The organism is Microbacterium sp. B35-30 (assembly GCF_010634855.1).
GTDB lineage: Bacteria > Actinomycetota > Actinomycetes > Actinomycetales > Microbacteriaceae > Microbacterium.
Map to the genome: position 1 here is coordinate 1 of NZ_MWLQ01000015.1, position 25,227 is coordinate 25,227.

General features: G+C 70.7%; 28 protein-coding genes. 18 read left to right on the forward strand and 10 right to left on the reverse strand.

Annotation, left to right across the window (positions count from 1 at the left end):
- From B2K11_RS08450 to B2K11_RS08485, 8 genes are all read left to right on the forward strand, one after another.
- Positions 1-620, forward strand: a 620-nt coding sequence (locus B2K11_RS08450; RefSeq protein WP_163617838.1) for a beta-propeller fold lactonase family protein, incomplete at its 5' end; no start/stop codon positions are given.
- Between the two features lie 52 nt (positions 621-672).
- Positions 673-1,488 (forward strand): hypothetical protein, encoded by an 816-nt coding sequence (locus B2K11_RS08455; RefSeq protein ID WP_163617839.1) that lies wholly within the window; start codon positions 673-675, stop codon positions 1,486-1,488.
- Between the two features lie 35 nt (positions 1,489-1,523).
- Positions 1,524-2,285, forward strand: coding sequence for a hypothetical protein (locus B2K11_RS08460; RefSeq protein WP_163617840.1), 762 nt, complete (start codon positions 1,524-1,526; stop codon positions 2,283-2,285).
- Positions 2,286-2,313: 28 nt separating this feature from the next.
- Positions 2,314-3,936 carry an AAA family ATPase gene (locus B2K11_RS08465; RefSeq protein WP_163617841.1) on the forward strand — a complete coding sequence of 541 codons (1,623 nt, stop codon included), beginning with the start codon at positions 2,314-2,316 and terminating at the stop codon, positions 3,934-3,936.
- A 37-nt stretch (positions 3,937-3,973) separates the two neighbouring features.
- On the forward strand, positions 3,974-4,189 hold the full coding sequence (locus B2K11_RS08470) for a DUF2997 domain-containing protein (protein ID WP_163617842.1): 216 nt from the start codon (positions 3,974-3,976) through the stop codon (positions 4,187-4,189).
- Positions 4,186-4,971, forward strand: a complete 786-nt coding sequence (locus tag B2K11_RS08475) for a 4Fe-4S single cluster domain-containing protein (RefSeq protein WP_163617843.1) — start codon at positions 4,186-4,188, stop codon at positions 4,969-4,971. The genes B2K11_RS08470 and B2K11_RS08475 overlap by 4 nt, the downstream gene beginning before the upstream one ends.
- Positions 4,968-5,492, forward strand: coding sequence for a hypothetical protein (locus B2K11_RS08480; protein WP_163617844.1), 525 nt, complete (start codon positions 4,968-4,970; stop codon positions 5,490-5,492). The genes B2K11_RS08475 and B2K11_RS08480 overlap by 4 nt, the downstream gene beginning before the upstream one ends.
- The gene (locus tag B2K11_RS08485; RefSeq protein WP_163617845.1) at positions 5,489-6,379 is read left to right on the forward strand and encodes a helix-hairpin-helix domain-containing protein; all 891 of its coding nucleotides are present in this window, start codon (positions 5,489-5,491) and stop codon (positions 6,377-6,379) included. Before B2K11_RS08480 ends, B2K11_RS08485 begins: the two co-directional genes overlap by 4 nt.
- Before the next feature lie 93 nt (positions 6,380-6,472).
- Here the strand turns inward: B2K11_RS08485 and B2K11_RS08490 are convergent, their stop codons facing one another.
- On the reverse strand, positions 6,473-7,675 hold the full coding sequence (locus B2K11_RS08490; RefSeq protein WP_163617846.1) for an AI-2E family transporter: 1,203 nt from the start codon (positions 7,673-7,675) through the stop codon (positions 6,473-6,475).
- 140 nt (positions 7,676-7,815) lie between these two features.
- Here B2K11_RS08490 and B2K11_RS08495 point away from each other — a divergent pair, with 140 nt between their 5' ends.
- Positions 7,816-8,109 (forward strand): chorismate mutase, encoded by a 294-nt coding sequence (locus B2K11_RS08495; protein ID WP_163617847.1) that lies wholly within the window; start codon positions 7,816-7,818, stop codon positions 8,107-8,109.
- A gap of 82 nt (positions 8,110-8,191) precedes the next feature.
- Here the strand turns inward: B2K11_RS08495 and B2K11_RS08500 are convergent, their stop codons facing one another.
- The 3 genes from B2K11_RS08500 to B2K11_RS08510 are packed head-to-tail and all read right to left on the reverse strand — an operon-like array spanning position 8,192 to position 10,202.
- Positions 8,192-8,887 carry a hypothetical protein gene (locus B2K11_RS08500; RefSeq protein WP_163617848.1) on the reverse strand — a complete coding sequence of 232 codons (696 nt, stop codon included), beginning with the start codon at positions 8,885-8,887 and terminating at the stop codon, positions 8,192-8,194.
- The gene (locus B2K11_RS08505) at positions 8,884-9,813 is read right to left on the reverse strand and encodes an ABC transporter ATP-binding protein (RefSeq protein ID WP_163617849.1); all 930 of its coding nucleotides are present in this window, start codon (positions 9,811-9,813) and stop codon (positions 8,884-8,886) included. Before B2K11_RS08505 ends, B2K11_RS08500 begins: the two co-directional genes overlap by 4 nt.
- Positions 9,810-10,202 carry a GntR family transcriptional regulator gene (locus B2K11_RS08510; RefSeq protein ID WP_163617850.1) on the reverse strand — a complete coding sequence of 131 codons (393 nt, stop codon included), beginning with the start codon at positions 10,200-10,202 and terminating at the stop codon, positions 9,810-9,812. The genes B2K11_RS08505 and B2K11_RS08510 overlap by 4 nt, the downstream gene beginning before the upstream one ends.
- A 382-nt stretch (positions 10,203-10,584) precedes the next feature.
- Here B2K11_RS08510 and B2K11_RS08515 point away from each other — a divergent pair, with 382 nt between their 5' ends.
- Genes B2K11_RS08515 through B2K11_RS08535 form a run of 5 tightly spaced genes read left to right on the forward strand, consistent with a single transcriptional unit; the run spans position 10,585 to position 15,943 of the window.
- Positions 10,585-11,976 carry a glycine betaine/L-proline ABC transporter ATP-binding protein gene (locus B2K11_RS08515; RefSeq protein WP_163617851.1) on the forward strand — a complete coding sequence of 464 codons (1,392 nt, stop codon included), beginning with the start codon at positions 10,585-10,587 and terminating at the stop codon, positions 11,974-11,976.
- Positions 11,973-12,965, forward strand: a complete 993-nt coding sequence (locus tag B2K11_RS08520) for an ABC transporter permease subunit (protein ID WP_239525870.1) — start codon at positions 11,973-11,975, stop codon at positions 12,963-12,965. Before B2K11_RS08515 ends, B2K11_RS08520 begins: the two co-directional genes overlap by 4 nt.
- Before the next feature lie 19 nt (positions 12,966-12,984).
- Positions 12,985-13,932, forward strand: coding sequence for a glycine betaine ABC transporter substrate-binding protein (locus tag B2K11_RS08525; protein WP_163617852.1), 948 nt, complete (start codon positions 12,985-12,987; stop codon positions 13,930-13,932).
- Positions 13,933-13,979: 47 nt separating this feature from the next.
- On the forward strand, positions 13,980-14,876 hold the full coding sequence (locus tag B2K11_RS08530; RefSeq protein WP_163617853.1) for a patatin-like phospholipase family protein: 897 nt from the start codon (positions 13,980-13,982) through the stop codon (positions 14,874-14,876).
- Positions 14,876-15,943, forward strand: a complete 1,068-nt coding sequence (locus B2K11_RS08535; RefSeq protein ID WP_163617854.1) for a 1-acyl-sn-glycerol-3-phosphate acyltransferase — start codon at positions 14,876-14,878, stop codon at positions 15,941-15,943. The genes B2K11_RS08530 and B2K11_RS08535 overlap by 1 nt, the downstream gene beginning before the upstream one ends.
- A 30-nt stretch (positions 15,944-15,973) precedes the next feature.
- On the opposite strand, the gene B2K11_RS08540 is transcribed toward B2K11_RS08535, so the two are convergent.
- The 5 genes from B2K11_RS08540 to purL all read right to left on the reverse strand — a co-directional run bounded on the left by B2K11_RS08540 (position 15,974) and on the right by purL (position 20,765).
- The gene (locus tag B2K11_RS08540; protein WP_163617855.1) at positions 15,974-16,963 is read right to left on the reverse strand and encodes a hypothetical protein; all 990 of its coding nucleotides are present in this window, start codon (positions 16,961-16,963) and stop codon (positions 15,974-15,976) included.
- Between the two features lie 39 nt (positions 16,964-17,002).
- Complete coding sequence (locus tag B2K11_RS08545) at positions 17,003-17,809, reverse strand: hypothetical protein (RefSeq protein ID WP_163617856.1); 807 nt, start codon at positions 17,807-17,809, stop codon at positions 17,003-17,005.
- Between the two features lie 81 nt (positions 17,810-17,890).
- The gene (locus B2K11_RS20440) at positions 17,891-18,067 is read right to left on the reverse strand and encodes a hypothetical protein (RefSeq protein WP_204260057.1); all 177 of its coding nucleotides are present in this window, start codon (positions 18,065-18,067) and stop codon (positions 17,891-17,893) included.
- A gap of 56 nt (positions 18,068-18,123) precedes the next feature.
- Positions 18,124-18,261, reverse strand: a complete 138-nt coding sequence (locus B2K11_RS20445) for a hypothetical protein (RefSeq protein ID WP_204260058.1) — start codon at positions 18,259-18,261, stop codon at positions 18,124-18,126.
- A 170-nt stretch (positions 18,262-18,431) separates the two neighbouring features.
- A complete protein-coding gene (purL, locus tag B2K11_RS08550) occupies positions 18,432-20,765 on the reverse strand; it encodes a phosphoribosylformylglycinamidine synthase subunit PurL (protein WP_163617857.1) in 2,334 nt (777 codons plus the stop codon).
- Between the two features lie 217 nt (positions 20,766-20,982).
- Between purL and B2K11_RS08555 the strand changes: the two genes are divergently transcribed.
- The 4 genes from B2K11_RS08555 (at position 20,983) to B2K11_RS08570 (ending at position 23,894) form a co-directional block, all read left to right on the forward strand.
- Positions 20,983-21,408 (forward strand): metalloregulator ArsR/SmtB family transcription factor, encoded by a 426-nt coding sequence (locus B2K11_RS08555; RefSeq protein WP_163617858.1) that lies wholly within the window; start codon positions 20,983-20,985, stop codon positions 21,406-21,408.
- A gap of 2 nt (positions 21,409-21,410) precedes the next feature.
- On the forward strand, positions 21,411-22,391 hold the full coding sequence (locus B2K11_RS08560; protein WP_163617859.1) for an SRPBCC family protein: 981 nt from the start codon (positions 21,411-21,413) through the stop codon (positions 22,389-22,391).
- A gap of 20 nt (positions 22,392-22,411) precedes the next feature.
- The gene (locus B2K11_RS08565; protein ID WP_163617860.1) at positions 22,412-23,290 is read left to right on the forward strand and encodes an alpha/beta hydrolase; all 879 of its coding nucleotides are present in this window, start codon (positions 22,412-22,414) and stop codon (positions 23,288-23,290) included.
- A 109-nt stretch (positions 23,291-23,399) separates the two neighbouring features.
- The gene (locus tag B2K11_RS08570) at positions 23,400-23,894 is read left to right on the forward strand and encodes an SRPBCC domain-containing protein (protein ID WP_163617861.1); all 495 of its coding nucleotides are present in this window, start codon (positions 23,400-23,402) and stop codon (positions 23,892-23,894) included.
- A gap of 51 nt (positions 23,895-23,945) precedes the next feature.
- Here the strand turns inward: B2K11_RS08570 and B2K11_RS08575 are convergent, their stop codons facing one another.
- Complete coding sequence (locus B2K11_RS08575; protein ID WP_239525871.1) at positions 23,946-25,067, reverse strand: acyl-CoA desaturase; 1,122 nt, start codon at positions 25,065-25,067, stop codon at positions 23,946-23,948.
- Positions 25,068-25,227 lie beyond the last annotated feature (160 nt).

The following is a 25,227-nucleotide window of genomic DNA, read 5'->3' on the forward strand; positions in this document are numbered from 1 at the left end:
CCGATGCCGATGCCGATGCGACGCGTCCGTCCCGGGCGCACCAGGCCGTCTTCCTGCCCGGCGGGCTCGTGGCGACGACCGACCTCGGGTACGACGTCGTGCGCTTCTGGCGAGACGGCGGCGATCGGCTGCGGCCGATGCAGCAGGTGACGCTCCCGAAGGGCAGCGGACCGCGGCACATGGTGTGGCACCCGAGCGGTCACCTGTACGTCGTCACCGAGCTGTCGTGCGAGCTCTTCGTGCTCGCGCCGTCGATCGACGGCACGTGGCGCTTGGTAGGTGGCACCCCGCTCGGGGCGGGCACGCTCCCCGGTGACAGCGCTGCGGAGCTGGCGCTCGCGCGCGACAGCCAGTTCGTGTACGCCGGCGTACGCGGCAGCAACACCCTCGCCGCGCTCCGCGTGCGCGGCGCGGGCGACGAGGTCGCTCCGGTCGCGCTCGTCGACGCCGGCGTTGACTGGCCGCGGCACCACGCGGTGGTGCGCGACATCCTGCTCGTCGCCGGGCAGCTCTCGGACGAGGTCGCCTCGCTGACGCTCGATACGCGCACCGGCGTGCCCGGCCGCGTGCGGCATCGGACCGACGCCCCGTCGCCGACCTGTCTGCTGCCCCTGCGCTGAACGGGAGCGATCGCGTCGGGTTGTATAGCCTGGTCGGGGTCGGAAGGCGGGAATGAGTTCGAACACGACGCTGAGCGGCGCCGCGCGGGGACGCCTGCTCGCCTTCAACGGGTTCGTCTGGATCTTCGGGCTCGTCGTCATCGTCATCATCGGCGCCGTCCTGCTCGCGGAGACGGGCGACGAGGTCTCGGCGTCCGACGACTACGCGTATGAGCCGTGGCTGAACCCCGATCCCGTGCTCGCCGACGACGAGGGTGATGGCGTGTACAGCGGGGTCGAGGGCGCGATGGTGCCGCTCGACGGGCTCGATCCGGCACAGCCGCTGCTGATCACCGAACTCGATGACACGTACGTCGGCAGAGTGTCGGTGACCGGTCCCGGCGGCGAGATCCTCACCGAGGGCGAATACGGCGGGCCCGCCGAGTTCGAGTCGTACATCGCATCCGACGGCCACTGGGTGATCGTGCCGCAGGCGGACGTCGAACTCTGGATCGACGGGTTCAGCGACGAGCGCTGGCGCATGAAGGTCACCACTCCGCCGGTCGAGGAGCGCTCGGGCACGGTGAGCGGCTTCGGGCCCGCCGTGTTCGCGCTCGACGCGACCGCCACCACGGCGCGCGTCAGCATGCGCGGCGAGGGCCGCGTGAGCATCGAGACCGTCACATCGGCGGGCGTGACCGAGGTGTTCAGCGAGAACGAGCCCACCGACCGCTCGATCGCCTGGGCCGACGGCGAGCCCGTGCTGTTCGTGATCGACGCCTGGGACGACGCCGGCTGGACCATCGTCTTTCCCGAGGACGCGGCATCCACCCCCGCCGGCACACCCGCGCCGACGCCCGAGCCGGGCGCCACAGGGGTGAGCCCCTGATGGCGGGCGCCGATCGCATTCGGCGGTTCTCACTCGTGACCTGGATCGTCGGCACCATCGTCATCGCGGCGATCGCCTTCACCGTGCTGCCGCAGGTGGCGGTGAACCCGCAGACCGGCGACGTGTACGTGGGCGAACCCGGCGAGGAGGACTATCAGCCGTGGCTCGCCGACGATCCGCAGGAGTACGAGATCGTGGACGGCGTGATCGACGGCAACGCCGCGGGCGGCTTCCTGCGGATCGACGGTGGTTCCGACCTCCTCATGCTCGAGAATCGCGAGGGCGCCGGCGAAGCCGACTGGGTGCGCGTCTTCCAGCAGCAGGGCGTCGAGTTCGACGTCGATTCCGAGCAGTGGCAGTACCCGGCCTACCTCGGCTCGCTGTATCCCGATTCCGACGTCCTGGTGCTGCCGGGCGCGGAGGACGGGCTGCTGTGGTTCTCGCCCTCGCTCACCGACTGGACCGCGCGCGTCTCGACACCGGAGGCGCTGCCGATGGGCGAGACCGCCACCGGTCAGGGCAACGCCGTGCTGGTGTACGAGGGCGAGGCCTTGAGCGGCCGGTTCCAGCACACCGGGAGCGGCCTGTTCATGGTCGCGGTCGTGACCGTCGGCGGGTGGGACCTCCTCGTGAACGAGTTCGACGAGGTGGACGTCCGCGCCTCCTGGGAGCCGACGGATCGCGTCGTCTTCCAGGTCGAGGCCGACACGGGCGACGGCTCCTGGACCATCGCGCTCGACACGCCCGCGGGCGATCCCGCGCCCTCGACGACCCCGACACCAGCGCCGACGCCATGACGCGGCATCCGACCGACAAGGAGCAGATGTGACGTTCGCCGACACTCTCACCGAGGCGTTCAAGGCGCGCCTTCCGCTGCTGTACATCGAGACCGGCGAGGAGGTGCGCGCGATCGGCGCGATCTCGGACGCGGCCGAGACGCAGCGGCACCCCCGCGCCCTCTGGACCTGGACGGCGGCGCTCGGGCTGCTGGGCCCCGACGGCAAGGCCGTGGCGAACACCGCGAACCCCGCGCGGGCGCTCCAGCACGTCGCCGGCATCCACGACCCGAGTGTGTTCGTGTTCTGCGACCTGCACGCGTACTTCGGCGGCGAGCACCGCGCCGGCGACCCCGCTCTCGTGCGCACCGTGCGCGAGACGGCGCTCGAGTTCCGCCACGGCGACGTGTCGCGCACGCTCGTGATCACGGCGCCGGTGCGGGTCATCCCGCCCGAGCTCGACGAGGTCACACACCTGCTCGACTTCCCGCTGCCGACCGCGGCCGAGATCCGCGGGCTCCTCGAGACCATGATCGACAACAACGCGTCGGGCGACGGCAGGATCCGGGTGGATGCCGACGACACCGCCCGCGACCAGCTCGTGCACGCGGCACTCGGCCTGTCGATGGCCGAGGCCGAGAACGCGTTCGCCCGCGCCATGGTGAACGACGGGCGCCTGTCGGGGCATGACGTGCCGATCGTGCTCGACGAGAAGCGCCAGGTCGTCCGCAAGTCTGGCGTCCTGGAGTTCGTGCGGGGCGAGATCGACCTGGACGACGTCGGCGGGCTCAACAACCTCAAGCGCTGGCTGTCGCGCCGTGACGGCTCGTGGCTCGGCGACGCACGCGCGTACGGACTGCCCGCCCCGAAGGGCGTGCTCATCACCGGCGTACCGGGCTGCGGCAAGTCCCTGACCGCGAAGGCGACCGCGGCGTCATGGGGGCTGCCGCTGCTGCGGCTCGACATCGGCCGCATCTTCTCGGGCCTCGTCGGCTCGAGCGAGCAGAACCTGCGCACCGCGATCGCCACCGCTGAAGCGGTCGCACCGTGCGTGCTGTGGGTCGACGAGATCGAGAAGGGCTTCTCGAACACGACCGGCCAGGGCGACTCGGGCACGACGGCGCGGGTCTTCGGCACCTTCCTCACCTGGATGCAGGAGAAGCGCCACCCGGTGTTCGTCGTCGCGACCGCCAACAACATCGACGCGCTGCCGCCGGAGTTCCTGCGCAAGGGCCGGTTCGATGAGATCTTTTTCGTCGACCTGCCGACGGCCCACGAGCGCGAGGTGATCTGGCGGCTGCAGCTGCGCTCGCGCGCCACCGACGCGAACGGGCTCGAGGCGGTGGCATCCGACGACGCGGCGATCGCGGCGCTCGTGGCCGCCAGCGAGAACCACTCCGGTGCCGAGATCGAGCAGTCGGTCGTCTCGGCGCTGTACGAGGGCTTCACCACGCGCGGCGAGGTGACGGCCGACGTGGTGCGACAGGTCGTGGATACGATGATCCCGCTCGCCGTGACCCAGGCCGAGGAGGTCCAGCGCATCCGCACGTGGGCGACCGAGCGTGCGGTCCGTGCCACCGGCAGCGAGGATCTGGACCCGGCCGAATCGACCGGCGCTGTCGCCGAGGGTGCACTGTCGTCGCGTCGCGGCGGCCGCACTGTGGACTATTGAGCACCACAACCGCCGCCGACGGAAGGATGACCAGATCATGGCCAAGCAGCTCGTGGTGAGGCTCCGCGCCGACGGCACCGTCGACGCCGAGACGATCGGCATGCACGGGGCGGAGTGTCTGGATCACATCGAGGCGCTCGAGGCGCTGCTCGACGCCGAGACCGCCTCGTCGCGCTTCACCGAGGACTACACGACCGCGTCGGTGGAGGGCCGAACCCGGCTCGAGGCCGAGCAGAAGGACGGCGCCTCATGACACCCGTCGTCATGCAGTCACCGGGCGTCGGCGGCGAGACCTCGCTCCTCGGCACGGTCGAGCCGGTGCGTCGGACGTCCCGGGGGATGGCGCCCACGCTGCGCTGGTCGCGGTTCCTCGCGGCTACCGAGGCGGAGGGGCCGGGGGTGCGCGCCGCGGTCTGGCTGCAGGGGTGCGCCGTGCACTGCCCCGAGTGCTTCAACCCGCAGCTGTGGGCCGACCGCGGCGGACTCGTCGGGGACTCGGATGCGCTCGCCTCCGAGTGGGTCGAGCGTGCGACGGCGGCCGGGGCGGAGGGCGTGACCCTGCTCGGCGGCGAGCCGTTCGATCAGGCGGGGGCTGCGGCATCCATCGCCCGCGCCTTCCGCGCAGCCGGCCTCGGCGTCATGACCTTCACCGGCTACCCCCTCGACCGCCTCACCGCGTGGGCCGCCGGCGGTCGCGACGACATCGCCGCGCTGCTCGAGGCGACCGACCTCCTCTGCGACGGGCCGTACCTGCGCAGTCTGCCCGACGTGGCGCGCCCCTGGGTGGGCTCGCGCAACCAGGGCATCCGCGCGCTCACCAATCGCTACGCCGACGACGTGCGCCGCATCGCCACCGACGGCGGCGCCGACCGGATCGAGGTGCGGATCGCCCGCGACGGCACCGTCGCGGTGAACGGCTGGGCGACGGATGCCGCGCTCGCCGGCCTGCTGGACGACCTGGGCCCGCGCGCCGACAGCCCTGCGCAGGTCGCGGCGGGATCACGTGCACGAACGAGAGCGGAGGCCGCGCGATGAGCGTGTCGCTGATCCTGATCCCCGCGGCGCTCGCCGCTGTCACCGCGATCACCGCCGCCGGCGGCATCGGCGCGCTCTCGCAGACCGGCGGGGTGCGCGACGACGACCGCGCCGGCACGGACGCCACCGCCGACAACGGTCCCCGCCCGATCTCGGTGCGCACCCGCATGAAGGACCCCGACCTGCTCGGCGACGCGCTGCGCGACATCGGCGCGACGGAGCTCACGCGGCAGGGCGACGACCTCGCCGCGGTGATCGACGGCGTCGAGCTCACGATGACGCGCACCCCGGAAGGGGTTTGGGGCGCGCACTTCCGGCGCCCGGACGGTCTCGAGCTCGCTGAGGCCGATGCCGCGGCACTGGTCGAGCGGCTGGACGCCGCCTATGCACTGCGGGTGCAGCAGTCGGTAGCGGCGCGCATCCGCGAGCGCGCGGCATCCGCCGGCTTCGAGCTCGTCTCCGAGACGCGCGACGGCGACGACACCGTCACGATGGTGCTCGACGTGAAGGACTACGCATGAGCACCTCCACCCGCATGGGCACCGCGAAGGACGCCCCGAGCATCGCGTGGATGCTCGGCATGAGCTCGTGGATGCTGCTGACGGTCATTCCCGGACCGATCGTCACCTGGCTCGGCTTCTCGATCATCGGGGTCGCATCGCGCAGCCGGCGCCTTCTCATCCTCGCCGTGGTGTGGGGCGCGGCCGCGATCCTGGTGAGCCTCGAGATCTGGGGACAGTGGCAGCCGCTCGTCCGGGGGATCGTCTACCTCTCGGGGATGCTCGTCGCCCTCATGGTGAATCCGGGATGGCTCCGCACGATGTGGCAGCGGCGCCTCGACGGAGCGGGCCGGCGTGGTGACGCCGCGTCGCGGACGGGCGGGACGGGCTCCGGTCGCTCGTCGGGCTCAGGTACGAGCACGACGAGGAAGCCCACCTCGCGTGCGTGGCGGCGCTCACGCGCGGCTGCCACCCGCGCGGCCGCCAAGGCCGAAGCCGAGGCGAAGGCCGAGGCGGCGGCCGACGAGATTTCGCGGGCGAAGGCCGACGAGACGTCCCGGGCGAAGGCCGACGAAGCATCCCGGGCGAGGGCCGACGAAGCGGACCGGCTCGCGGCGGCGGCCGGCGCGTCGCCTTCCGACTACCTCGAGGGCGACGCCCCCGCCCCGGCGCCGATCGACGTCAACACCGCCCCCGCCGCCGAGCTCGAGGAGCTGCCCGGCATGACCCGCTCGCGTGCGCGCCGGGCGGTCAAGGAGCGCGAAGCGCAGGGCGGCTTCACGTCCGTCGAGGACTTCGGCGAGGCCGTGGGCCTGCAGCCGCATGAGATCGTGCGGCTGCGCAAAGCCGCGACCTGCTCGCCCCGCCCGCGGGGCGAGCGCCGCTTCGGTCGTCGCGTCGACTACTGAGGCCGGGAATGACGGATGCCGCGGGCCGCGGCATCCGTCACCCGAATCGACCGGGATCGCGCGACCGCGACCCGGCGAGGGGGGCGACCCGCGTCAGAGCTTGGCGTCCTGCTTCGGTATGAAGACCTGTTTGATGATCAGCAGTATCGATGCGGTCACCGGCACCGCGACCAGCGCGCCGAGGAGGCCGAGCAGCGTGCCGCCGATGAGCGCGCCGATGACGACGAGGGATCCGGGGATCTCGATCGCCTTGCTCATCACCTTGGGCGTGATCACGTACGCCTCGATCTGGATGTAGATCAGGTACGCGATGGCGAAGATCAGCGCCGACAGTGGGCTCGTGAACAGCGCGAGGACCGACGCGGTGATCCAGTAGAGCACCGGACCCACGAGCGGGATGATCGTGATCGCGAACGCCAGCACGCCCATCAGCAGCGGGAACGGCAGCTGCAGGAAGAAGTGCAGCAGGAAGGCGACGATCGAGTTGAAGAACGCCAGCACCACCATGCCCATGAGGTAGCTGCCGACCGAGTCGGTGATCTCATTGGTCATCGACCGCACCTTCACGCGGTTGCGCGCCGGAGCGAACCGCATGAGCGACTCCTTGATGCCGGGGAGCGAGGCGATGAAGTAGAGGGTCAGGACGATCACGATGAGGCCGCCCGAGATCGCCGTGGCGATGCCGGCGCCGACCTTCAGCAGCCCGCCCGAGATCGCGGCGATGTTCGCGGGGTTGGTGATCCACTTCTCGACGTCGGTGACCAGCGTCCCGAGGCCGGTGCCGAAGATCCCCTCCAGCCAGTGGAAGAAGTCGGAGTCCTCGAAGTTGTCGATCGTATTGGGGATGCCGGTGATGAACGCCCCGATCTGCTCCACCAGCGTCGGGACGACGAGCAGGATGAGGCCGATCAGCACGACGCCGAAGGCGAGGAAGACGATGGTGATCGCCCACGCGCGCTTGACGTTGTGGCGGACGAACCACTTGATGACGGGATCGAGCCCCAGCGCGGCGAACATCGCGAAGGCGATGTAGATGATCACCGTCGAGATGTTGACGAGCGCGAGCCCGAGCAGGGCGGCAGCGAGTCCGCCGAAGGTGAGCAGGAAGCCGACCGTGAAGGGGCTGTCGAGGCGCGCCCAGAACGGCTTCGCCGACCGATCCGTGGGACTGGCGAGAACTGTGCCGTCGGCGGCGGGAGCATCGCCGACGGCGTCGGTGCCCGCGGCCGGATCGACGGCGAGCGGGTCGGCGGCTTCTGTGGCGCTCGCGCCGAGCGAGGACGAGGCGTCGGTCATGCGTCACACTCTAGGGGCGGGCGGGCACACGGACGGACAGGAGCCGAGATTTCGTGCTGATCGGGGGACGCCGCCCCGCAGGGTCGAGCTGGCGCGGTCGGGTCGCGCGGCTCGGGTATCGTCGTCGCGAGGAGGTTTGCATGACCGAGGATCCGACGGCGACGCTGCGGCGTCTGCGCAGCAGCATCGACAACATCGACGCCTCCCTGGTGTATCTCCTGGCCGAGCGGTTCAAGGCCACCAAGCAGGTGGGCCATCTCAAGGCCGAGCACGGCATGCCCGCCTCCGACCCCGCCCGCGAGGAGCAGCAGGTCGCCCGCCTGCGCCGCCTCGCCGAAGAGGCCGACCTCGACCCCGCCTTCGCCGAGAAGTGGTTCAACTTCGTCGTGGCAGAGGTCATCCGCCACCATACCGAGGCCGCCGACAGCCGCTGAGACGACGGATGCCCCGACCCGGCGCACAGCGCCAGGTCGGGGCATCCGCTCTCCGGGCGGAAGCCCGAGGCCCGGAGAGGCTCTACGGCACCGCGCGCCGCAGGGTCAGGTACGAGATCCCGCCGAGGACCAGCGTCAGGACGAGACCGCCGAGGGCGAACCCGAGCGGGCCCTGCACGACGAACCACGTCCAGACGTCCGCCCACATCTCCCAGCGCGTGATCGCCCAGACGGCGAGCAGCAGCACCACGGCGACGCCCACCCAGATGAGGGTCAGCAACAGCGCGCCGAACCGCTTGTACACGGTCGCCGACCAGAACCCCAGCATGAAGATGAGCATCGCCATGACGAAGTAGAAGGCTGCGGCGCCGAGCGCTCCCCGCGACACGACCCAGTCGAGTGCGAAGAAGTAGCCGTTGATGCCCCAGCCGTTCGTCGCCTCCTCGACGAGGCCGCCGATGGCGAAGACCGCGGCGAGCAGCACCGCGCACATCGCGGCCGCCAGCATGGTTCCGAAGAAGAACTCGCGCCGCGTCACGCTCATCGCCTGCGAGAACGGGAACGTGAGCGTCAGCGACGAGATCCCCACGAACAGCAGCACCCACAGGGGCGCCTGCGAGCCGCCGCCGTAGAAGGGCCCGGGCAGGCCGGAGCTGTAGAGGATCGCGTAGATCACGATCGACATGGCGAACGAGGCGCCGAGGACGATCAGCGGCACCCAGACGAACGTCTGCTTGTTGATCAGCTGCATGCGCACGACGTTGACGGTGCGGTTCATCGCAGAGCTCCTTCGTCGAGGGTGGATGCTGCTTCGCCGGCGTCCTGCCCGTGCGCCGTGGTGGTGCGCACGATGAGCTGCTGCAGCGACACCGGTGCGACGTCGAGCCCGGCGGCATCGAGGCGCTCGCGGTCGGCGAGCGACAGGGCGCCCAGGACGGTGACGGATGCCACATTGCCCAGGCGCTCGCGGTGGATGACCTGGCGGCCCGCGACGAACGCGTCGACGGCGGACGCGTCGCCCACGATGTTCGCGGCGCGGTCGCGCACCGAGTCGGTCGCCTCGTCCATGATGATCCGGCCGCGGTCGATGACGAGCACGCGCTCGATGAGGTTCGACACCTCGTCGATCAGGTGGCTCGACAGGATCACGGTGCGGGGGTGCTCGGTGTAGTCCTCGAGCAGCCGGTCGTAGAAGATCTGCCGCGCGACGGCGTCGAGGCCGAGGTAGGGCTCGTCGAAGAAGGTGACCTCGGCACGGGCGGCGAGGCCGATGATCACGCCGACCGCAGAGAGCTGTCCGCGCGACATCTTCTTGATGCGCGTCTTCGCCGGCAGCTGGAAGTCCTCGATCAACTGGTCGGCGAAGTCCTGGTCCCAGTTCGGGAAGAACAGGCGTGCCGTGGCGAAGGCGTGCTTCGCGAGCGCGTCGTCGGGGTACTTCTGACTCTCGCGCACGAAGCACAGGCGCGAGAGCACCTTCGCGTTCTCGTAGGGGTTCATGCCGAACACGCGCACGTCGCCGCTCGTGGCGAAGTTCTGCGCGGTGAGGATCGACATGACGGTGGTCTTGCCGGCGCCGTTGCGCCCCAGCAGGCCGTAGATGGTGTTCTTCTCGATCGTGAAGCTCACGTCGTCCACCGCGACGACGTCGCGGTAGCGCTTGGTGAGGCCCTTCACCTCGATGACGGGCATCCCGGTCGTCATCGTGTGCTTCCTTCCATGGTTGTCGCGGCGTGCGCGCCGGCACGGTCGCGGATGAGCAGAGCGAGGTCGTCGGGCCCGAGCCCGAGTTTGCGGGCCTCCGCCAGCAGCGGATCGACGAAGCGGTCGGCGAACGCGTTGCGGCGCTCGGCGAGCAGCAGATCCCGTGCGCCAGGGGTGACGAACATCCCGATGCCGCGCTGCTTGTACAGCACGCCTTTGTCGGTCAGCATGGCGATTCCCTTCGCGGCGGTGGCGGGGTTGATCCGGTAGAAGGCGGCGAGCTCGTTGGTGGACGGCGCTTGGGCCTCCGGGGCGAGTGAGCCGTCGATGATCGAGTCCTCGACGCTCTCTGCGACCTGGAGGAACAGGGCACGGCCTTCTTCGATCACGACACTCCTGAGTGGGTTGGTTACTTACTTGAGTAACTAACCATGGCAGTGGTCGGCATGTCAAGTGCCGCAAGTCGCCGCGCGTCCGTCCGCGTCACGGCCCAGCACCGCGCGCGTCGTGATATCGCGCGTGCGCGACCTACCCAGCGAGCAGACGCCTGTCCAATTTGCCCGGCCGCGGGCCGTCGTGAAACGGTGGATCAGGCCCCTCATGGGGCTGTTCCCGACCAGTCCGCGGTCACGGGTGACGTCCTCACGGGGCGTCAGACCGGTGAACGTATGGTCGGCGGCCGACGCGCGGATCCGACATCCGCTGCGTGTACGGCCGCCACCCGGGCGCAACCGCTGCAGCTTCTGCACGGAAGCTGCCGAGGTGCACACAGTGACGCTTCCTCCTGCCATCGAGGCGAAGGGCCTCTTCAAAGTCTTCGGACGAAACCCCAAGGACGCCGTCCGGCGGCTCCGCACCGGCGCGACGCGCGCCGACGTCGCGGACGCCGGCTCGGCCGCCGTGATCGACGCGAGCTTCACCGTCCAGCCGGGAGAGATCTTCGTCATCATGGGGTTGTCCGGCTCCGGCAAGTCCACCGTGCTGCGCATGCTCAACGGACTGCTCCCGCCCACCGCGGGCGACGTGCTCGTGCAGGGGCAGAGCGTCACCAAGGCCTCGGCGAAGGCGCTGCGCGGCATCCGCCAGCGTTCCGTCTCGATGGTGTTCCAGCACTTCGCGCTGCTGCCCCACCTGACGGTGCTCGACAACGCCGCCTACGCGCTCGAGATCCAGGGCGTCGGGCGCGACGAGCGACGCGAGCGGGCGCGCGAGATCCTCGGCAAGGTCGGGCTCGACGACCGCGCCGACGCGATGCCCGACGAGCTCTCGGGGGGCATGCGTCAGCGCGTGGGACTGGCCCGGGCGCTCACCTCGGGCACCGACATCCTGCTCATGGACGAGGCGTTCTCGGCCCTCGACCCGCTCATCCGGCGCGAGATGCAGGAGCAGCTCATCGAGCTGCAGCGCGAGCTCGGACGCACCATCGTGTTCATCACGCACGATCTCAACGAGGCGATGTTCCTCGGCGACCGCATCGCCGTGATGCGCGACGGCCGCATCGTCCAGAACGGGACGCCCGAGGAGATCCTCACCGACCCGGCGAACGACTACGTCGCGCAGTTCGTGCAGGATGTCGACCGGGCGCGCGTGCTCACCGCCGGCTCCGTCATGGCGCCGCCCGCCGCGACCACGCCGGTGGGTGCCGGCGTGCGTGGAGCGCTGCGGGTGATGCGCGACCTGCAGGTCGGTTCCGTGTCCGTCATCGAGAACCGCAGGTTCCTCGGCACGGTGACGGACCGTGCGGTGATCCGGGCCGTCAAGGACGGTCGAACGGACCTTCGCGCGATCGTGCACACTGCGCACGCGGCCGTGCACGTCGACGACCCGCTGACGGATGTCGTCGAGCGCGCCGTGGAGCGCCCGGTGCCCGTCGCCGTCGTCGACGACGCCGGCCGCCTCGTGGGCGCGATCCCCCGTGTGACCCTGCTGGCCGCACTCGGCAACGTGCCGCCGGTCACCCGCGAGAACCCGGTCATCGACCTGCCGGCCACGGTGCCGGCGAGTGAGATCACGCAGACGCTCGCGGCGGTCGAGCAGCCCGCGGCCGCGCTGCTCTCCCGCTCGGCCGCACCGACGGCGGTCGCCGCGCCCGGCGCCCGTCCGGCAACCGGGAGCCGAGCCACGACCGATGCCCGCGCCACGACCGAGGGAGCCGCCCGATGAACGATGTCTTCCGCCTCCCGCTGGGCGATGTGGTCGAGACCGCCGTCCGCTGGATGATCGACGTGCTCGGCGGCTTCTTCGACGTCGTCGCCCTCATCTTCAACGGCCTCTACGGCTGGCTCGACGCGTCCCTGTCGACCCCGCCGTTCTGGGTCGTGATCCTCGTGATCGCCGCCTTCGCATACTGGTCGAAGGGCATGCTGCTCGCTATCGGCAGCGCCGTCGGACTGCTGGTGATCGTCGCGGTCGGGCAATGGGCCAACGCGATGGACTCGCTCGCCCTCGTGATCCTCGCAGCCGCGGTGGCGATCGCCATCGCCGTTCCCCTCGGCATCTGGGCGGCGCGCAACGACCGTGTGTCGGCCGCGCTGCGCCCCGTCCTCGACTTCCTGCAGACGATGCCCGCGTTCGTCTACCTGATCCCGGCGATGCTGATCTTCGGCGTCGGGCCCGTGCCCGGCATGGTCGCGACCATCGTGTTCGCCCTCGCTCCCGGCGTGCGCCTGACCGAGCTCGGCATCCGCGGTGTCGACCCCGAGATCGTCGAGGCCGGTCACGCGTTCGGCGCCTCGCCCGGGCGCATCCTGCGGCAGATCCAGCTGCCGCTGGCGCTTCCGAGCATCATGGCCGGCGTGAACCAGGTGATCATGCTGAGCCTGTCGATGGTCGTCATCGCCGGCATGGTCGGCGCCGGCGGTCTCGGCGGACAGGTGGTGCAGAGCCTCAGCCGCATCGATATCGGCCTCGGCGTCGAAGCCGGCCTGTCCGTCGTGATCCTCGCGATGATCCTCGACCGTGTCACGTCCGGATTCTCCACGCCGCGCCCGCGGACGGTGCGCCGCGCCGCCGCCGTTGCGAGTGAGACTCCGGACGCGGAGACGGATGCCGCACGCCCGGTGACCGTCGGCGGAGGCCTACCCGCCACCGAGGCAGCGGCATCCGTCCCCGACGACGCGCCGTCCGCGCGACCCGAGCCCGCCCACGTCTGACCGACCCGAGAGGACTGACATGATCACGCGACGCATCATCGCCGCCGGCATCGCCCTGGCGGGCACCGCCGGACTGCTCGTGACCGGCGCCCTCGCGCAGACCGGCGCCGGCGATGCCGGCAAGGGCCACCTGACCATCGCCGTCTTCAACGGCTGGGACGAGGGCATCGCCGCGTCCGAGCTGTGGAAGGCCGTGCTCGAGGAAGAGGGGTACACCGTCGAGCTCGCCTACGCCGACCCCGCGGCGGCCTACACGGGCATCGCGCAGGGCGACTACGACCTGACGCTCGACACGTGGCTGCCGCTCACGCACGCCGACTACATGGACACCTACGGCGACGACCTCGTCGACCTGGGTGCCTGGAACGACGAGGCGAAGCTCACCATCGCGGTGAACGAGGACGCCCCCATCGACTCCCTGACCGAGCTCGCCGCCAACGCCGATCTGTTCGGCAACCGCCTGGTCGGCATCGAGGCCGGATCCGGCCTCGTCACCGTGACCCAGGACGACGTCATCCCCGGGTACGGCCTCGAGGGCATGGACTTCGTGACCGCCTCGACCCCTGCCATGCTCACCGAGCTGCAGGCCGCGACGGTCCCCGCTGCCTCTCCAGACGCCGCTGGCGCGTCGCCCGGAGCCTCGGGCGGCGGGGGCCCAGCCGGGCGCAATGTCGCCGTCACCCTCTGGCGCCCGCACTGGGCGTACAACGCGTTCCCGATCAAGGACCTCGAAGACCCCGACGGCCTGCTCGGCGACGCGGAGGGCATCCACACGGTCTCCTCGACCGCGTTCGTCGAGGAGCAGCCCGAGGTCTCGCGCTGGCTCGAGGACTTCCGCATGGACAACGAGCTGCTGTACTCCCTCGAGGACGCCATGTTCGGCGCGTACGACGGCGACGACTACGGCCCCGTCGTGGCGGAGTGGATCGCCGACAACCGGGACTGGGTCGACGGCCTCACGCGCTGACCCTGGGAATCTCTGCCGCGGCCCCGCACCCGAAATAGGGTGTGGGCATGACGGTGGCGTTCGTTCTCGGCGGTGGGGGCGTCCGCGGCGCCGTCGAGATCGGCATGCTGCGGGCGCTCCTCGAGTCCGGCATCCGTCCCGATCTCGTCGTGGGCACCTCGATCGGCGCCATCAACGGCGCGCTCGTCGCGAGCGACCCGACGCCCGCCGTCGTCGACCGCCTCCTCGACGCGTGGACCTCGCCGGCGGCGAACGCCGTCTACGGCGACTCGTTCTTCGCGCAGTTCACGCGGCTCGTGAAGACCAAGACGCACCTGAACTCGCCGGCGCCGCTGCGGCACCTTCTCGAGCGGTCGCTCGGCGCAGACACCCGCTTCGAAGACCTGCCGGTGCGCCTGCGGGTGGTCGCCGCGAGCATCGAGCGCGCCGCCGAGCACGTTTTCGAGTCGGGCCCGCTGGTGGAGGCGATCCTCGCGTCGGCGTCGGTGCCGGGCCTGCTGCCCCCGACGCGCATCGGCGACGAGCACTTCATCGACGGCGGCATCGTGAACTCGATCCCGATCGATCAGGCGGTGGATGCGGGAGCCCGCACCGTCTTCGTACTGCAGGTCGGCCGCATCGAGACGCCGCTCGTCGCGCCGCAGTCGGCGGTGGAGACCGCGCGCGTGGCCTTCGAGATCGCACGCCGCCACCGGTACGCGCACGACGTCGCCACGCTGCCGGCGGGCGTCGCCCTTCACGTGCTGCCCAGCGGCGGCGGGCTTGACGGCGACGATGCGCTGATGTCGTACCGCCGCATGGCCACCGTCCGCCGGCGCATCGACGCCGCCTACGATGCGAGCCGGTCGTTCCTGGCCGAGCGGGGCCTCGGCGGCGAGCAGCCTGCCCGAGGCGGCGACGCGCTCCGCGGGGACGACACCGCCCGCGGTGAGGGCGAGGCCTGATGGGCGTGCCGCCGACCTGGGTGCGCCGCATCCTGCTGGCGCCGCTCGTGATCGTCGCGGCCCTCGTCATGCTGGTGCTGACGCCGGTGTGGCTGCTCGTCGCGCTCGCCCTCACGTCGCTTGTGCCGGGGCGGTTCCGGCTGCCCCGCGTGCTCTGGCTCGTGACCGTGTACCTGCTGTGGGACGCCATGCTCGTCATCGTGATGTTCGGGCTGTGGATCGGCTCGGGGTTCGGGTACGCGCTCCGCCGACCGGGCTTCGTGACCGCCCACTATCGCCTCGCCGGCTGGGGGCTGCGGGTGCTGTTCCGGATCTTCGGCGGCGTGCTGCGGCTCACCATCACCACGACGGGGGCCGATGGAGGGGAGGCGGCGTCGGGCCGGGCCGCGTTCGAGCGGCTCTTCTCCTCCAGGACCCCGCTGGTCGTCGCCAGCCGGCACGGGGGACCCGGCGACTCGCTGATCCTGATCCACACGCTGCTGAACGACGTCGCCCGGCAGCCGCGCATCGTGCTGAAGTACACGCTGCAGTGGGACCCCGCGGTCGACATCCTGCTGCACCGCGTGCCGTCGCGGTTCATCGTGCCGACCGGCTTCGGGAACCGTCACATCGGCGGGGGCCTGCGCGTGGAGGAGGCGCTCACCGCGCTGGCGGCGGGACTCGGACCCGACGACGCGTTCGTCATCTTCCCGGAGGGCGGCAACGTCAGCCCCACCCGGCGCCGCTCGCGGATCGACCGTCTGCGCGCCGCCGGGCGCGAGGCGATGGCCGTGCGGGCCGAGGCGCTGCGGCACGTCATGGCGCCGCAGCCTGGCGGCATGCACGCTGCGCTGGATGCCGCCCCCGACGCGGACGTCGTCTTCATCGCCCACACCGGCCTCGACCGGCTCGTCACCCTCCGCGACATCTGGCGCGAGCTGCCGATGGACAAGGGCATCACGATGCGCGCCTGGCGCGTCCCCCGTGCGGACGTGCCCGAAGACCTGGAGGCCCGCGCCGCCTGGCTGTTCGACTGGTTCGCACGCATCGACGCGTGGATCGACGCGCAGCCCGTGGTCAGCGCCTGACCGCGCGCGGCGACTGGTGTGTGCGGGCGCTCAGCGGTGGGGTTTGGGGTGCGTCACACGGCCGGGCATGTCGCCGGTGCCGCGTGACGGAATGGGCCACTGGGTGGCCGCGGGCGGAGTCGTGCTCGGGCGCCTCGGCGCGGGCAGCGGTTCGGCAACAGGCTCCGGCGTCGTCGTCGGCGGGGATGCCCCGGGTGCGACGGGTTCGGATGTGGGCGTGGCTGCGGCCGGTGTCGGCGTCGTGGTGGGTCCGAGCTCGAGCATCACCTTGCTCTCGAGCACCTCGATCGCCTCGTCCGAGATCGAGATGAGCCCGTCGAGCTCTTCGCGCACGCGCCGGTAGGCGAGCTGGCGCTCCGCCGGCGTGGCCGCCTCGTCGATGGCGACGGTGAGAAGCTTCTTGGCGGTGTCGAGCCGCTTGCGCTCGACCTCGGTGAAGCTCGAGTCGCGCAGGCGCCGGGCGTCGCGCTCGGCGACGTCGAATGCCACCTCGAAGTCGGCCACGGCGTTGCGGTACTCGGTGAGCTGCTCCTTCGACGGACGCGCCTTGGATGATGCCGGTCGCAGCCCGTCGGCGATGCGCTTGGCGCGCAGGAACGCCGCCGTGAGCGGCTGGCGACCGTCGCTCATCGCGGGGAACGCGATGATCTTGGCGACGTCGAGCTCGTACTCGAGCCAGCGCGCCGTGACGGCGTCATGCGTCGCGAAGAGACGCTCGAGCTGGGTGGTCTGGGTCTCGCGCACCGGGGCGGCGGCCCCTCTGCCTGCGGCGACCTCATCGCTCACGCTCTGGGTGATCGAGCCGGCGTCGACGGAAGGCAGGGATGCCGCCGGAACCGCCTTGCCCCGTGCCGCGGCCTGTGCGGCCTTGAGCTCGGCCTTCGCGTGCATGACCTCGAGACGCCGCTTATGCCGGCGTCTCGTGCTCTGCTCCCACGCGTTTCCAAAGGCGGCAAGAAGGCCGAACGCAGGGAAGGCCAGCCACCAGAAGTCGCGCAGGAACTCGAAGAACGGCTCCACCCTGTCATGCTAACGGCCTCGCGGACCGCTGTGTCGTGCTCAGGGCACCCTGCCAGCGGGCGGGTCGGTCGGCCGCGGCGGCGGCATCCGTGCGATGAGCGAGGGCAGGCGGTCCGCGAGCTCCGCAATGACGGCGGCCGCGGCCGTCAGCCCGGCGGCGGCCGTCGCTGCGGGTGAGGCGGGGCGGGCGGCTCCGGGGACCCCGGCCTGACGCTCGGCCTCGTCGAACGTGGACTCGAGATGGCGCACCGCGGCGCTGTACTCGCGGAACTGCTCGGGCGTCGCGCGCTCGCGCAGCGTCGGGCGCGCGGCGAGGGCCTCGCGCTGGGCACGGAGGAACGCGACGGTGGCCGGATGCCGCACGTCGGTCATCTGCGGGTACTTCAGCGCCCGGTCGACATCGGTCTCGTAGGCCAGCCATCGCAGGTTGACGGCATCATGCGCGGCGTACAGCCTGTCGATCGGAAGGGGATCGCTCGACGTCGCCGCCCGGTACTGGGCGTAGCCCGCCTGCACCCTGGACCTGCTCGCGCGGAGCGCGAGCGACGCCGTCTTCTCCGCCTGCTTGGCCGCGAGCAACTCGCGGCGCGCATCGCCGGCTTGGAACGCCGGTGCGCCGTGGCGCGATTTCGCCGTCAGCAGGTCGGCGGTCGCGGTGCGCACGCGCGCCTTGGCGGCGACGAGCTCGCGGTAAGCCAGCGATTCCTCCTGGCGCGCGGCATCGAGCTCGAGCCTTCTGGCTCGGCGGCTGCGCGTCGTTAGGCCGGCGTAGGTCGCCGCTCCGGCGCCGGCGGCGGCCGGAGCGATCCACCACCAGCTCGACACGATCAGGAGGATCGGCTCCACCCTGCCATGGTAGCCGCGGCTGCCGTCCCGAGTCCGGGAGTTCGCCGACGATCTGCGCGGGGGCGGAGGGTGGAATCCGGATCAGTGCGAGCCGATGTCCATCGTCCCGCCGTGGCGACGCCGGTCGGTGGCCTCGTACACCGGGTTGCCCGGGCCTTCGGCCGGCTCGCCGGGGCGCACCTGGCGGGTGTCGTACGACTCGCGCGGGGGCGAGAAGAAGTTCCGCACCCGGGTCCACAGCGACGGCTTCTGGCTCATGGCCAGACCCTACGGGATGCGACCCCTCGAAGCGAGCGCTTCGGGGGGCGAGCGGATCAGCCGAAGAGGAGGGCGAACACCGTGGCTCCGCCGCCGACGAGGATGAGGGCGACGATCGTCACCCACGCGATGATCTTGACGCGCCGCTGCCGGGTGTCGTTGAAACCGCTGTACTCGTCGTCTTCCGGCGCCATGCGTCCCATCCTATGGTCCGCGACGTTTCGTCTCGCTCGTTCCTCGCTCGCTCAACGATCCGCGGTGGGTGTTCGCGCGCGCACGAACGCGGGTGCGGCCGAGGTGGCGCCCGGCGGAGAGCGGTCGCTGAGCGAAGGGCGCTCTGGCGCCCGAGACGAAACGCCCGGGGTCAGGCGGTGTGCTCGGTGACGATCGGCCCGAAGGCGTCGGGCAGGGTGGACGTCGACAGGCCGCGCAGCTCGGCCAGCGGCACCGTGAACAGTCCCTGCACCTCGAGCGCCGGCTCGTCGCCGTCCGCGGCGGAGTCGGTCACGCCGATGCGCAGCACCGGGTAGCCCCGGCCCTCGCACAGGCCGCGGAACTTCACGTCGTCCTCGCGCGGCACCGTGACGATGACGCGGCCCGTGGACTCCGAGAAGAGGGCGGTGGCGGCATCCACACCGTCCCGCTCCATGATCTCGTTCAGCCACACGCGCGCGCCGACGCCGAAGCGCATGACGCCCTCGGCGAGGGTCTGTGCGAGGCCGCCCGACGACAGGTCGTGCGCCGACGACACCAGCGACTGCTGGCCCCCGGCGTGGAGCAGCTCGGCGAGCTTCTTCTCCTGCGCCAGGTCGACCGCCGGCGGGCGACCGCCGAGGTGATCGTGGATCGTGCCGGCCCACTGCGAGCCCGAGAGCTCGGTCGCGGTGACGCCGAGCAGGTAGATGTTCTCGCCGGCGTCCTGCCACCCCGACGGGATGCGGCGGGCGACGTCGTCGATGATGCCCAGCACGCCGACCACGGGCGTCGGGAAGATCGGCTGGTCGCCGGTCTGGTTGTAGAACGAGACGTTGCCGCCCGTGACGGGCACGCCGAGCTCGAGGCAGGCGTCCGAGAGGCCGTCGACCGTCTGCGAGAACTGCCACATGACCTCGGGGTTCTCGGGGCTGCCGAAGTTGAGGCAGTCCGTGACGGCGGTCGGCACCGCGCCGGTGACGGCGACGTTGCGGTACGCCTCCGCCAGCGCCAGCTTCGCACCCTGGTACGGGTCGAGCTGGCAGTAACGGCCGTTGCAGTCGGTGGCGATCGCGAAGCCCAGGCCCGAGTTCTCGTCGACGCGGATCATGCCGGCGTCGTCGGGGAACGCCAGCGCGGTGTTGCCCATGACGTAGTAGTCGTACTGGTTGGTCACCCACGACGTGTCGGCCAGGTTCGGGCTCGCGACGAGGCGCGTGAACTGGTCGCGCAGCGTCTGGGCGTCGGTCGGGCGGGGAAGAGCGGATGCCGAGTCGTCGCGCAGCGCGTCGATCCAGGTCGGGTAGGCCACGGGGCGCTCGTAGACCGGTCCGTCGACGGCGACCGTCGACGGGTCGACGTTCACGATCTCCTCGCCGTGCCAGAAGATCTGCAGGCGCCCGTCACCGGTGACGTCGCCGAGGACGCTGGTCTCGACATCCCACTTGCCGACCACCGCGAGGAACGCGTCGAGCTTCTCGGGAGCCACGATCGCCATCATGCGCTCCTGGCTCTCGCTCATGAGGATCTCCTCCGGCGTGAGCGAGGGGTCGCGCAGCAGCACGTTCTCGAGGTCGACGCGCATGCCCGAGCCGCCGTTCGCGGCGAGCTCGGACGTGGCGCACGAGATGCCGGCGGCGCCGAGGTCCTGGATGGCCTCGACGAGCTCATCGCGGTAGAGCTCGAGACAGCACTCGATGAGCACCTTCTCGGCGAACGGGTCGCCGACCTGCACTGCGGGGCGCTTGGTCGGGCCGGTGCTGTCGAACGAGTCCGAGGCGAGGATGGATGCCCCGCCGATGCCGTCGCCGCCGGTGCGTGCGCCGAACAGCACGACCTTGTTGCCGGCGCCGGTCGCGTTGGCGAGCTTGAGGTCCTCATGGCGCAGGACGCCGACCGCCAGCGCGTTGACGAGCGGGTTGCCCTGGTAGACCGCGTCGAACACGGTCTCGCCGCCGATGTTCGGCAGGCCCAGGCAGTTGCCGTAGAAGCTGATGCCCGAGACGACGCCGTGCACCACGCGAGCGGTGTCGGGGTTGTCGATGGCGCCGAAGCGCAGCTGGTCCATGACGGCGACCGGGCGTGCGCCCATCGAGATGATGTCGCGCACGATGCCGCCGACGCCGGTCGCGGCGCCCTGGAACGGCTCGATGTAGCTCGGGTGATTGTGGGACTCGACCTTGAAGGTGACCGCCCAGCCCTCGCCGATGTCGACGACGCCGGCGTTCTGGCCCATACCCACCATGAGGCGGGTCTTCATCTCGTCCGAGACCTTCTCGCCGAACTTGCGGAGGTAGATCTTCGACGACTTGTAGGAGCAGTGCTCCGACCACATGACGGAGTACATCGCCAGCTCACCCGAGGTGGGGCGGCGGCCGAGGATCTCGCGGATCCTGTCGTACTCGTCGGGCTTGAGACCGAGCGCCGCGTACGGCTGCTCCTTCTCCGGCGTGGCGGTGGCGTTCTCGACGGTATCGGCGACAGCGGTGGAAGAGGGGGTGGTCACGCGGCTCAGCTCCAGAAATTTCGGGGGATGCCGGACCGGTCCAGTCTAGTTCGGCCGCGGCATCCGCTCGTCTCGTGCGACGGCAGCCTCGAACCAGGGGATCTGCCGCCATGCCGGGCGGCGTCGCCCTCGGTCTCGGGCGGAAACCCCGGCCTCGGCGAAGAGATGCGCACGAAACGGTTGACGGATGCCGCACCCGGGCGTAACGTACAACCAAATGGTTGTACGAATTGAACTCACCGATGACGAGACCGATCGCGTGTTCCACGCGCTCGCGACGGCGACGCGGCGTGACATCCTGCGCCGTGCGATCGAGCGCGAGCACTCGGTCTCGGCGCTCGCCCGCGACTACGACATGTCGTTCGCGGCGGTGCAGAAGCACGTCGCCGTGCTCGAGGCGGCCGGGCTCATCGTCAAGCGCGCCGAGGGCCGCGAGCGGCTCGTCCGTGCGGATCCGGCGATGATCGCCCGCGCGCGTGCGCTGCTGGGGCACTACGAAGACATGTGGCGCGGGCGCATCGACCGGCTCGACGCACTCCTGGCGGGCCCCCGTGGGTCGGGGCCGCCGATTGCGCACCCCGGCCCCGATGAATCCACGACGCAGGAATCCACGACGCAGGAATCACCCACGCAAGGAGAATGACAATGCCTGTCACCGATGTCACCACCGACGCGGAAGCGCTCACCATGACGATCACGGCCGAGTTCCCGGCCCCGGTCGAGCGGCTCTGGGAGGTCTTCACCGACCCCCGCCAGCTCGAGCGCTTCTGGGGCCCGCCCGGATACCCCGCGACCTTCACGTCGTTCGACCTCACCGTCGGCGGCCGCGCGCGCTATCTCATGACCAGTCCACAGGGCGAGAAGTATCACGCGACCTGGGAGTTCCTCGAGATCAATGGCCCCCGCTCGCTCGCGGTGCTGGACTCGTTCGCCGATGAGAACGGCGACGTGCGCGAAGACATGCCGACCTCGCGCATGACACTCGCCTTCGAGCCCACATCATCCGGCGCGCGGCTCGAGAGCGTCACGCGCTTCACGTCGGCCGAGGCGCTGGAGCAGGTCGTGGCGATGGGGATGATCGAGGGTTCGACGATGGCGATCAACCAGCTCGACCGGGTGCTGCAGGGCCTGCGCGACTACGCCGCCGGCAAGGGCACGCAGACCGAGATCCTCGACGACACGCATGTGCGGATCACCCGCCTCATCGAGGGCCCGATCGACCTGGTCTGGCGCGCCCACCAGGAGCCCGAGCTCCTCGAGAAGTGGATGCTCGGCCCCGACGGCTGGCGGATGTCGGTGTGCGAGGTCGATCCTGCCGTCGGCGGTCGTTACCGCTACGAGTGGGAGCCCCTCGAGGGCACCGAGGGCGAGCGTTTCGGGTTCGACGGCGAGACCGTGCTGTCGGAGGCGCCGCGTCGTGCCGTCACCACCGAGCACATGACGGGCACCGACTACCCGTCGACGCTCAACGACCTCAACCTCGAGGAGGAGGACGGCGCCACGCTCATCACGCTGCTCATCGAGTACCCCGACAAGGAGACGCGCGACATCGTGCTCGCCACCGGCATGACCGACGGCATGGAGACCAGCTACGCACGCCTCGAGGGTGTGCTGGCCGCCGTCTGACGGTCGACACGGAGACGATGATGACCGAGAACACCGTCACGCGTGCCGTGACCACCCACGTCGTGGGCGCCGGAGACGACGCGATCACCTACGACATCCACGGCGACCTGGCGGAGGCGACGGTCGATCGGCCCGCGCTGTTCCTCTTCGCCGGGCCGATGGACGCGAGCGGACTCGCACTCCTCGCCGCGCACGTCTCGGACAGACCGGTGGTGACGTACGACCCGCGCGGCGCCGGGCGCAACCCTGTCGGCGCCGCCGACATCACGGTCGAGCAGCACGCGTCCGATCTGCACCGCGTCATCGCGGCGCTCGGTGCGGGCCCCGTCGATGCCTTCGGCACCAGCGGCGGGGCGGTGCACCTGCTCGCGCTCGCCGCCGCCCACCCGGGCGACGTGCGTATCGCGGTCGCGCACGAGCCGCCGGTCGCCGAGCATCTCGACGACCGCGACGCAGTGCTCGCCGTGATTGCCGACATGAAACGCACCTACGGCGAAAAGGGCGACGGCGCCGCGATGGCGAAGTTCATCCCCTTCGTGATGCTCGACGGACCGGTGCCTGACGACTACCTCGACGGGCCCGCGCCCGACCCCGCGATGTTCGGCATGTCGTCCGAGGACGACGGCGCCCGCACGAATCCGCTGATGCGGAACATGCCGGCGACCATCGCGTACCGCATCGACGTCGACGCGTTGCGAGCGCGGGGCGAACGCCTCGTCGTCGCGGTCGGCGTGGAGTCCGGCGACGCGTTGGCCGCACGCGGGGGCCGTTCGGTCGCCGCCGCCGTAGGCGTACCGGTGGCGGACTTCCCCAGCCACCATGCCGGCTTCACCGATCAGCCGGGCTACCCCGGCGACCCGGCGGGTTTTGCCGCCCGCCTTCAGGAGGTTCTCGGTTGACGTATGGGGCCGCCGGCGTCGCGGCGCCACGGGTTCGACGGCGAGACCCTGCTACCCGCGCCCCGGAGGGCGTGCTCGCCGCGGTGTGACCGGAGAAAGGGAGACGACGATGGCTATGACGTTCGACGTGGAAGTGAGCCGCGAGTTCGAGGCGCCGATCGAGCGCGTCTGGGCGGCGTGGACCACGCCCGCCGACCTGCGGGAGTGGTGGGGACCGGAGGGGTTCACGTGCCCTCGCGCGGAAGCCGACATCCGGGTCGGCGGCGCGATCATCGTGACGATGCGGGCGCCGGCGGAATGGGGTGGAGCCGACTACCACAACCGCTGGGACATCACCGAGCTCGAGGCGCCGACGACCCTGCGCTACGTCATGCGATTCTGTGACGAGGACGGGACGCCGATCACACCGGCTGAGGCCGGAGTCCCCACGGCGACGACCGAAGACGGCCGCCACGAGGTGACGTTGACCGACCTCGGGGACGGGCGCACCCGCCTCGACATGGTCGAGCACGGCTACCTGACCCCCGAGGCGCGGGACATGTCCCGCATGGGGCTGGAGCAGTGCCTCGACAAGATGCAGCGCCTGGTCGGATCCGCGGGTTGAACGGAAAGGGGACGGATGCCGCGGCATCCGTCCCCTTCTCTCGAAGTCAGCTCAGACGCTGCGGAACCGGTTCACCATCGGGCAGTCGAACGGGTCGCGGGCCGCGAGGCCGACGCGGTTGAGGTACGCGATGACGATGCCGTACGACTGGATCAGGCTGGTCTCGGTGTAGGGCACGCCGCGTGTGCGGCACTGCTCCATCACGATCTCGCGGGTCTTGGCCAGGTGCGGGCGGGCCATGCTCGGGAAGAGGTGGTGCTCGACCTGGTAGTTGAGGCCGCCCATGAGCGTCGTCGCCCACCAGCCGCCACGGATGTTGCGCGAGGTGCGCACCTGCTTGGAGAAGAAGTCGAGCTTCGCGTCGGCCGCGATGATCGGCATGCCCTTGTGGTTCGGCGCGAACGAGGCGCCCATGTACACGCCGAACACGGCCAGCTGCACGCCGAGGAAGGCGAACGCCATGCCGACCGGCAGGAACAGGAAGAGCGGCGTGAGGTAGAGCGCGAAGCGCACGGCGATCAGCGACAGCTCGATCCAGCGGCCCTTGACCTCGCCGCGCGAGAGCAGGTGCTTGAGGCCGAGGAAGTGCAGGTTCAGACCCTCGAGCGTGAGCAGCGGGAAGAACAGCCAGCCCTGCTTGCGGGTGATGAGCGCGCCCAGGCGGCTCACCTTCGCGGCATCCTCCTCGAGGAAGCGGATCGTGTCGACCTCGATGTCGGGGTCCTTGCCGACGCGGTTGGGGTTCGCGTGGTGGCGGTTGTGCTTGTTGTTCCACCACGAGAGGCTGATGCCCACGATGCCGGAGGCGAGGACGCGGCCCAGCCGGTCGTTCGCCGGTCCGGAGGCGAGGATCTGCCGGTGGGCGGCCTCGTGCGCGAGGAACGAGACCTGGGTGAAGATGACGCCCAGCGCGCCGGCGATCAGCAGCTGGTACCAGGTGTCGCCCAGCAGGATGAATCCGGTGATCGCGCCGCCGAGGGCGAGCACGAGTGCGGCGCCGACGAGCGCGTAGAACCACTGGGCCCGCGCGAGCAGGCCGGTCTCGCGTACTACCTGCGACACCTCGGTATAGGCCCGCGCGACGGGGGGGAAGGTCTCGGAGCCGGCATAGGTCTGACGGACCGGGCCCAGACGGGCGACCTCAGGTGCGACAGCGGTGATGGTGGCGATGATCGCACCTGCTCTGGTCGATTGCCGACCGCCTGGTCGACGCGAAGCGACAGACGAATGCCGGTCGCTAGGGCCCACACTACGCAGGTGCATATGACCGCAGGGGAATGGGCTGACGATGCCCAGCATGTTGGGGGTGCATGCCCAGGCGCAACCCCCTTGA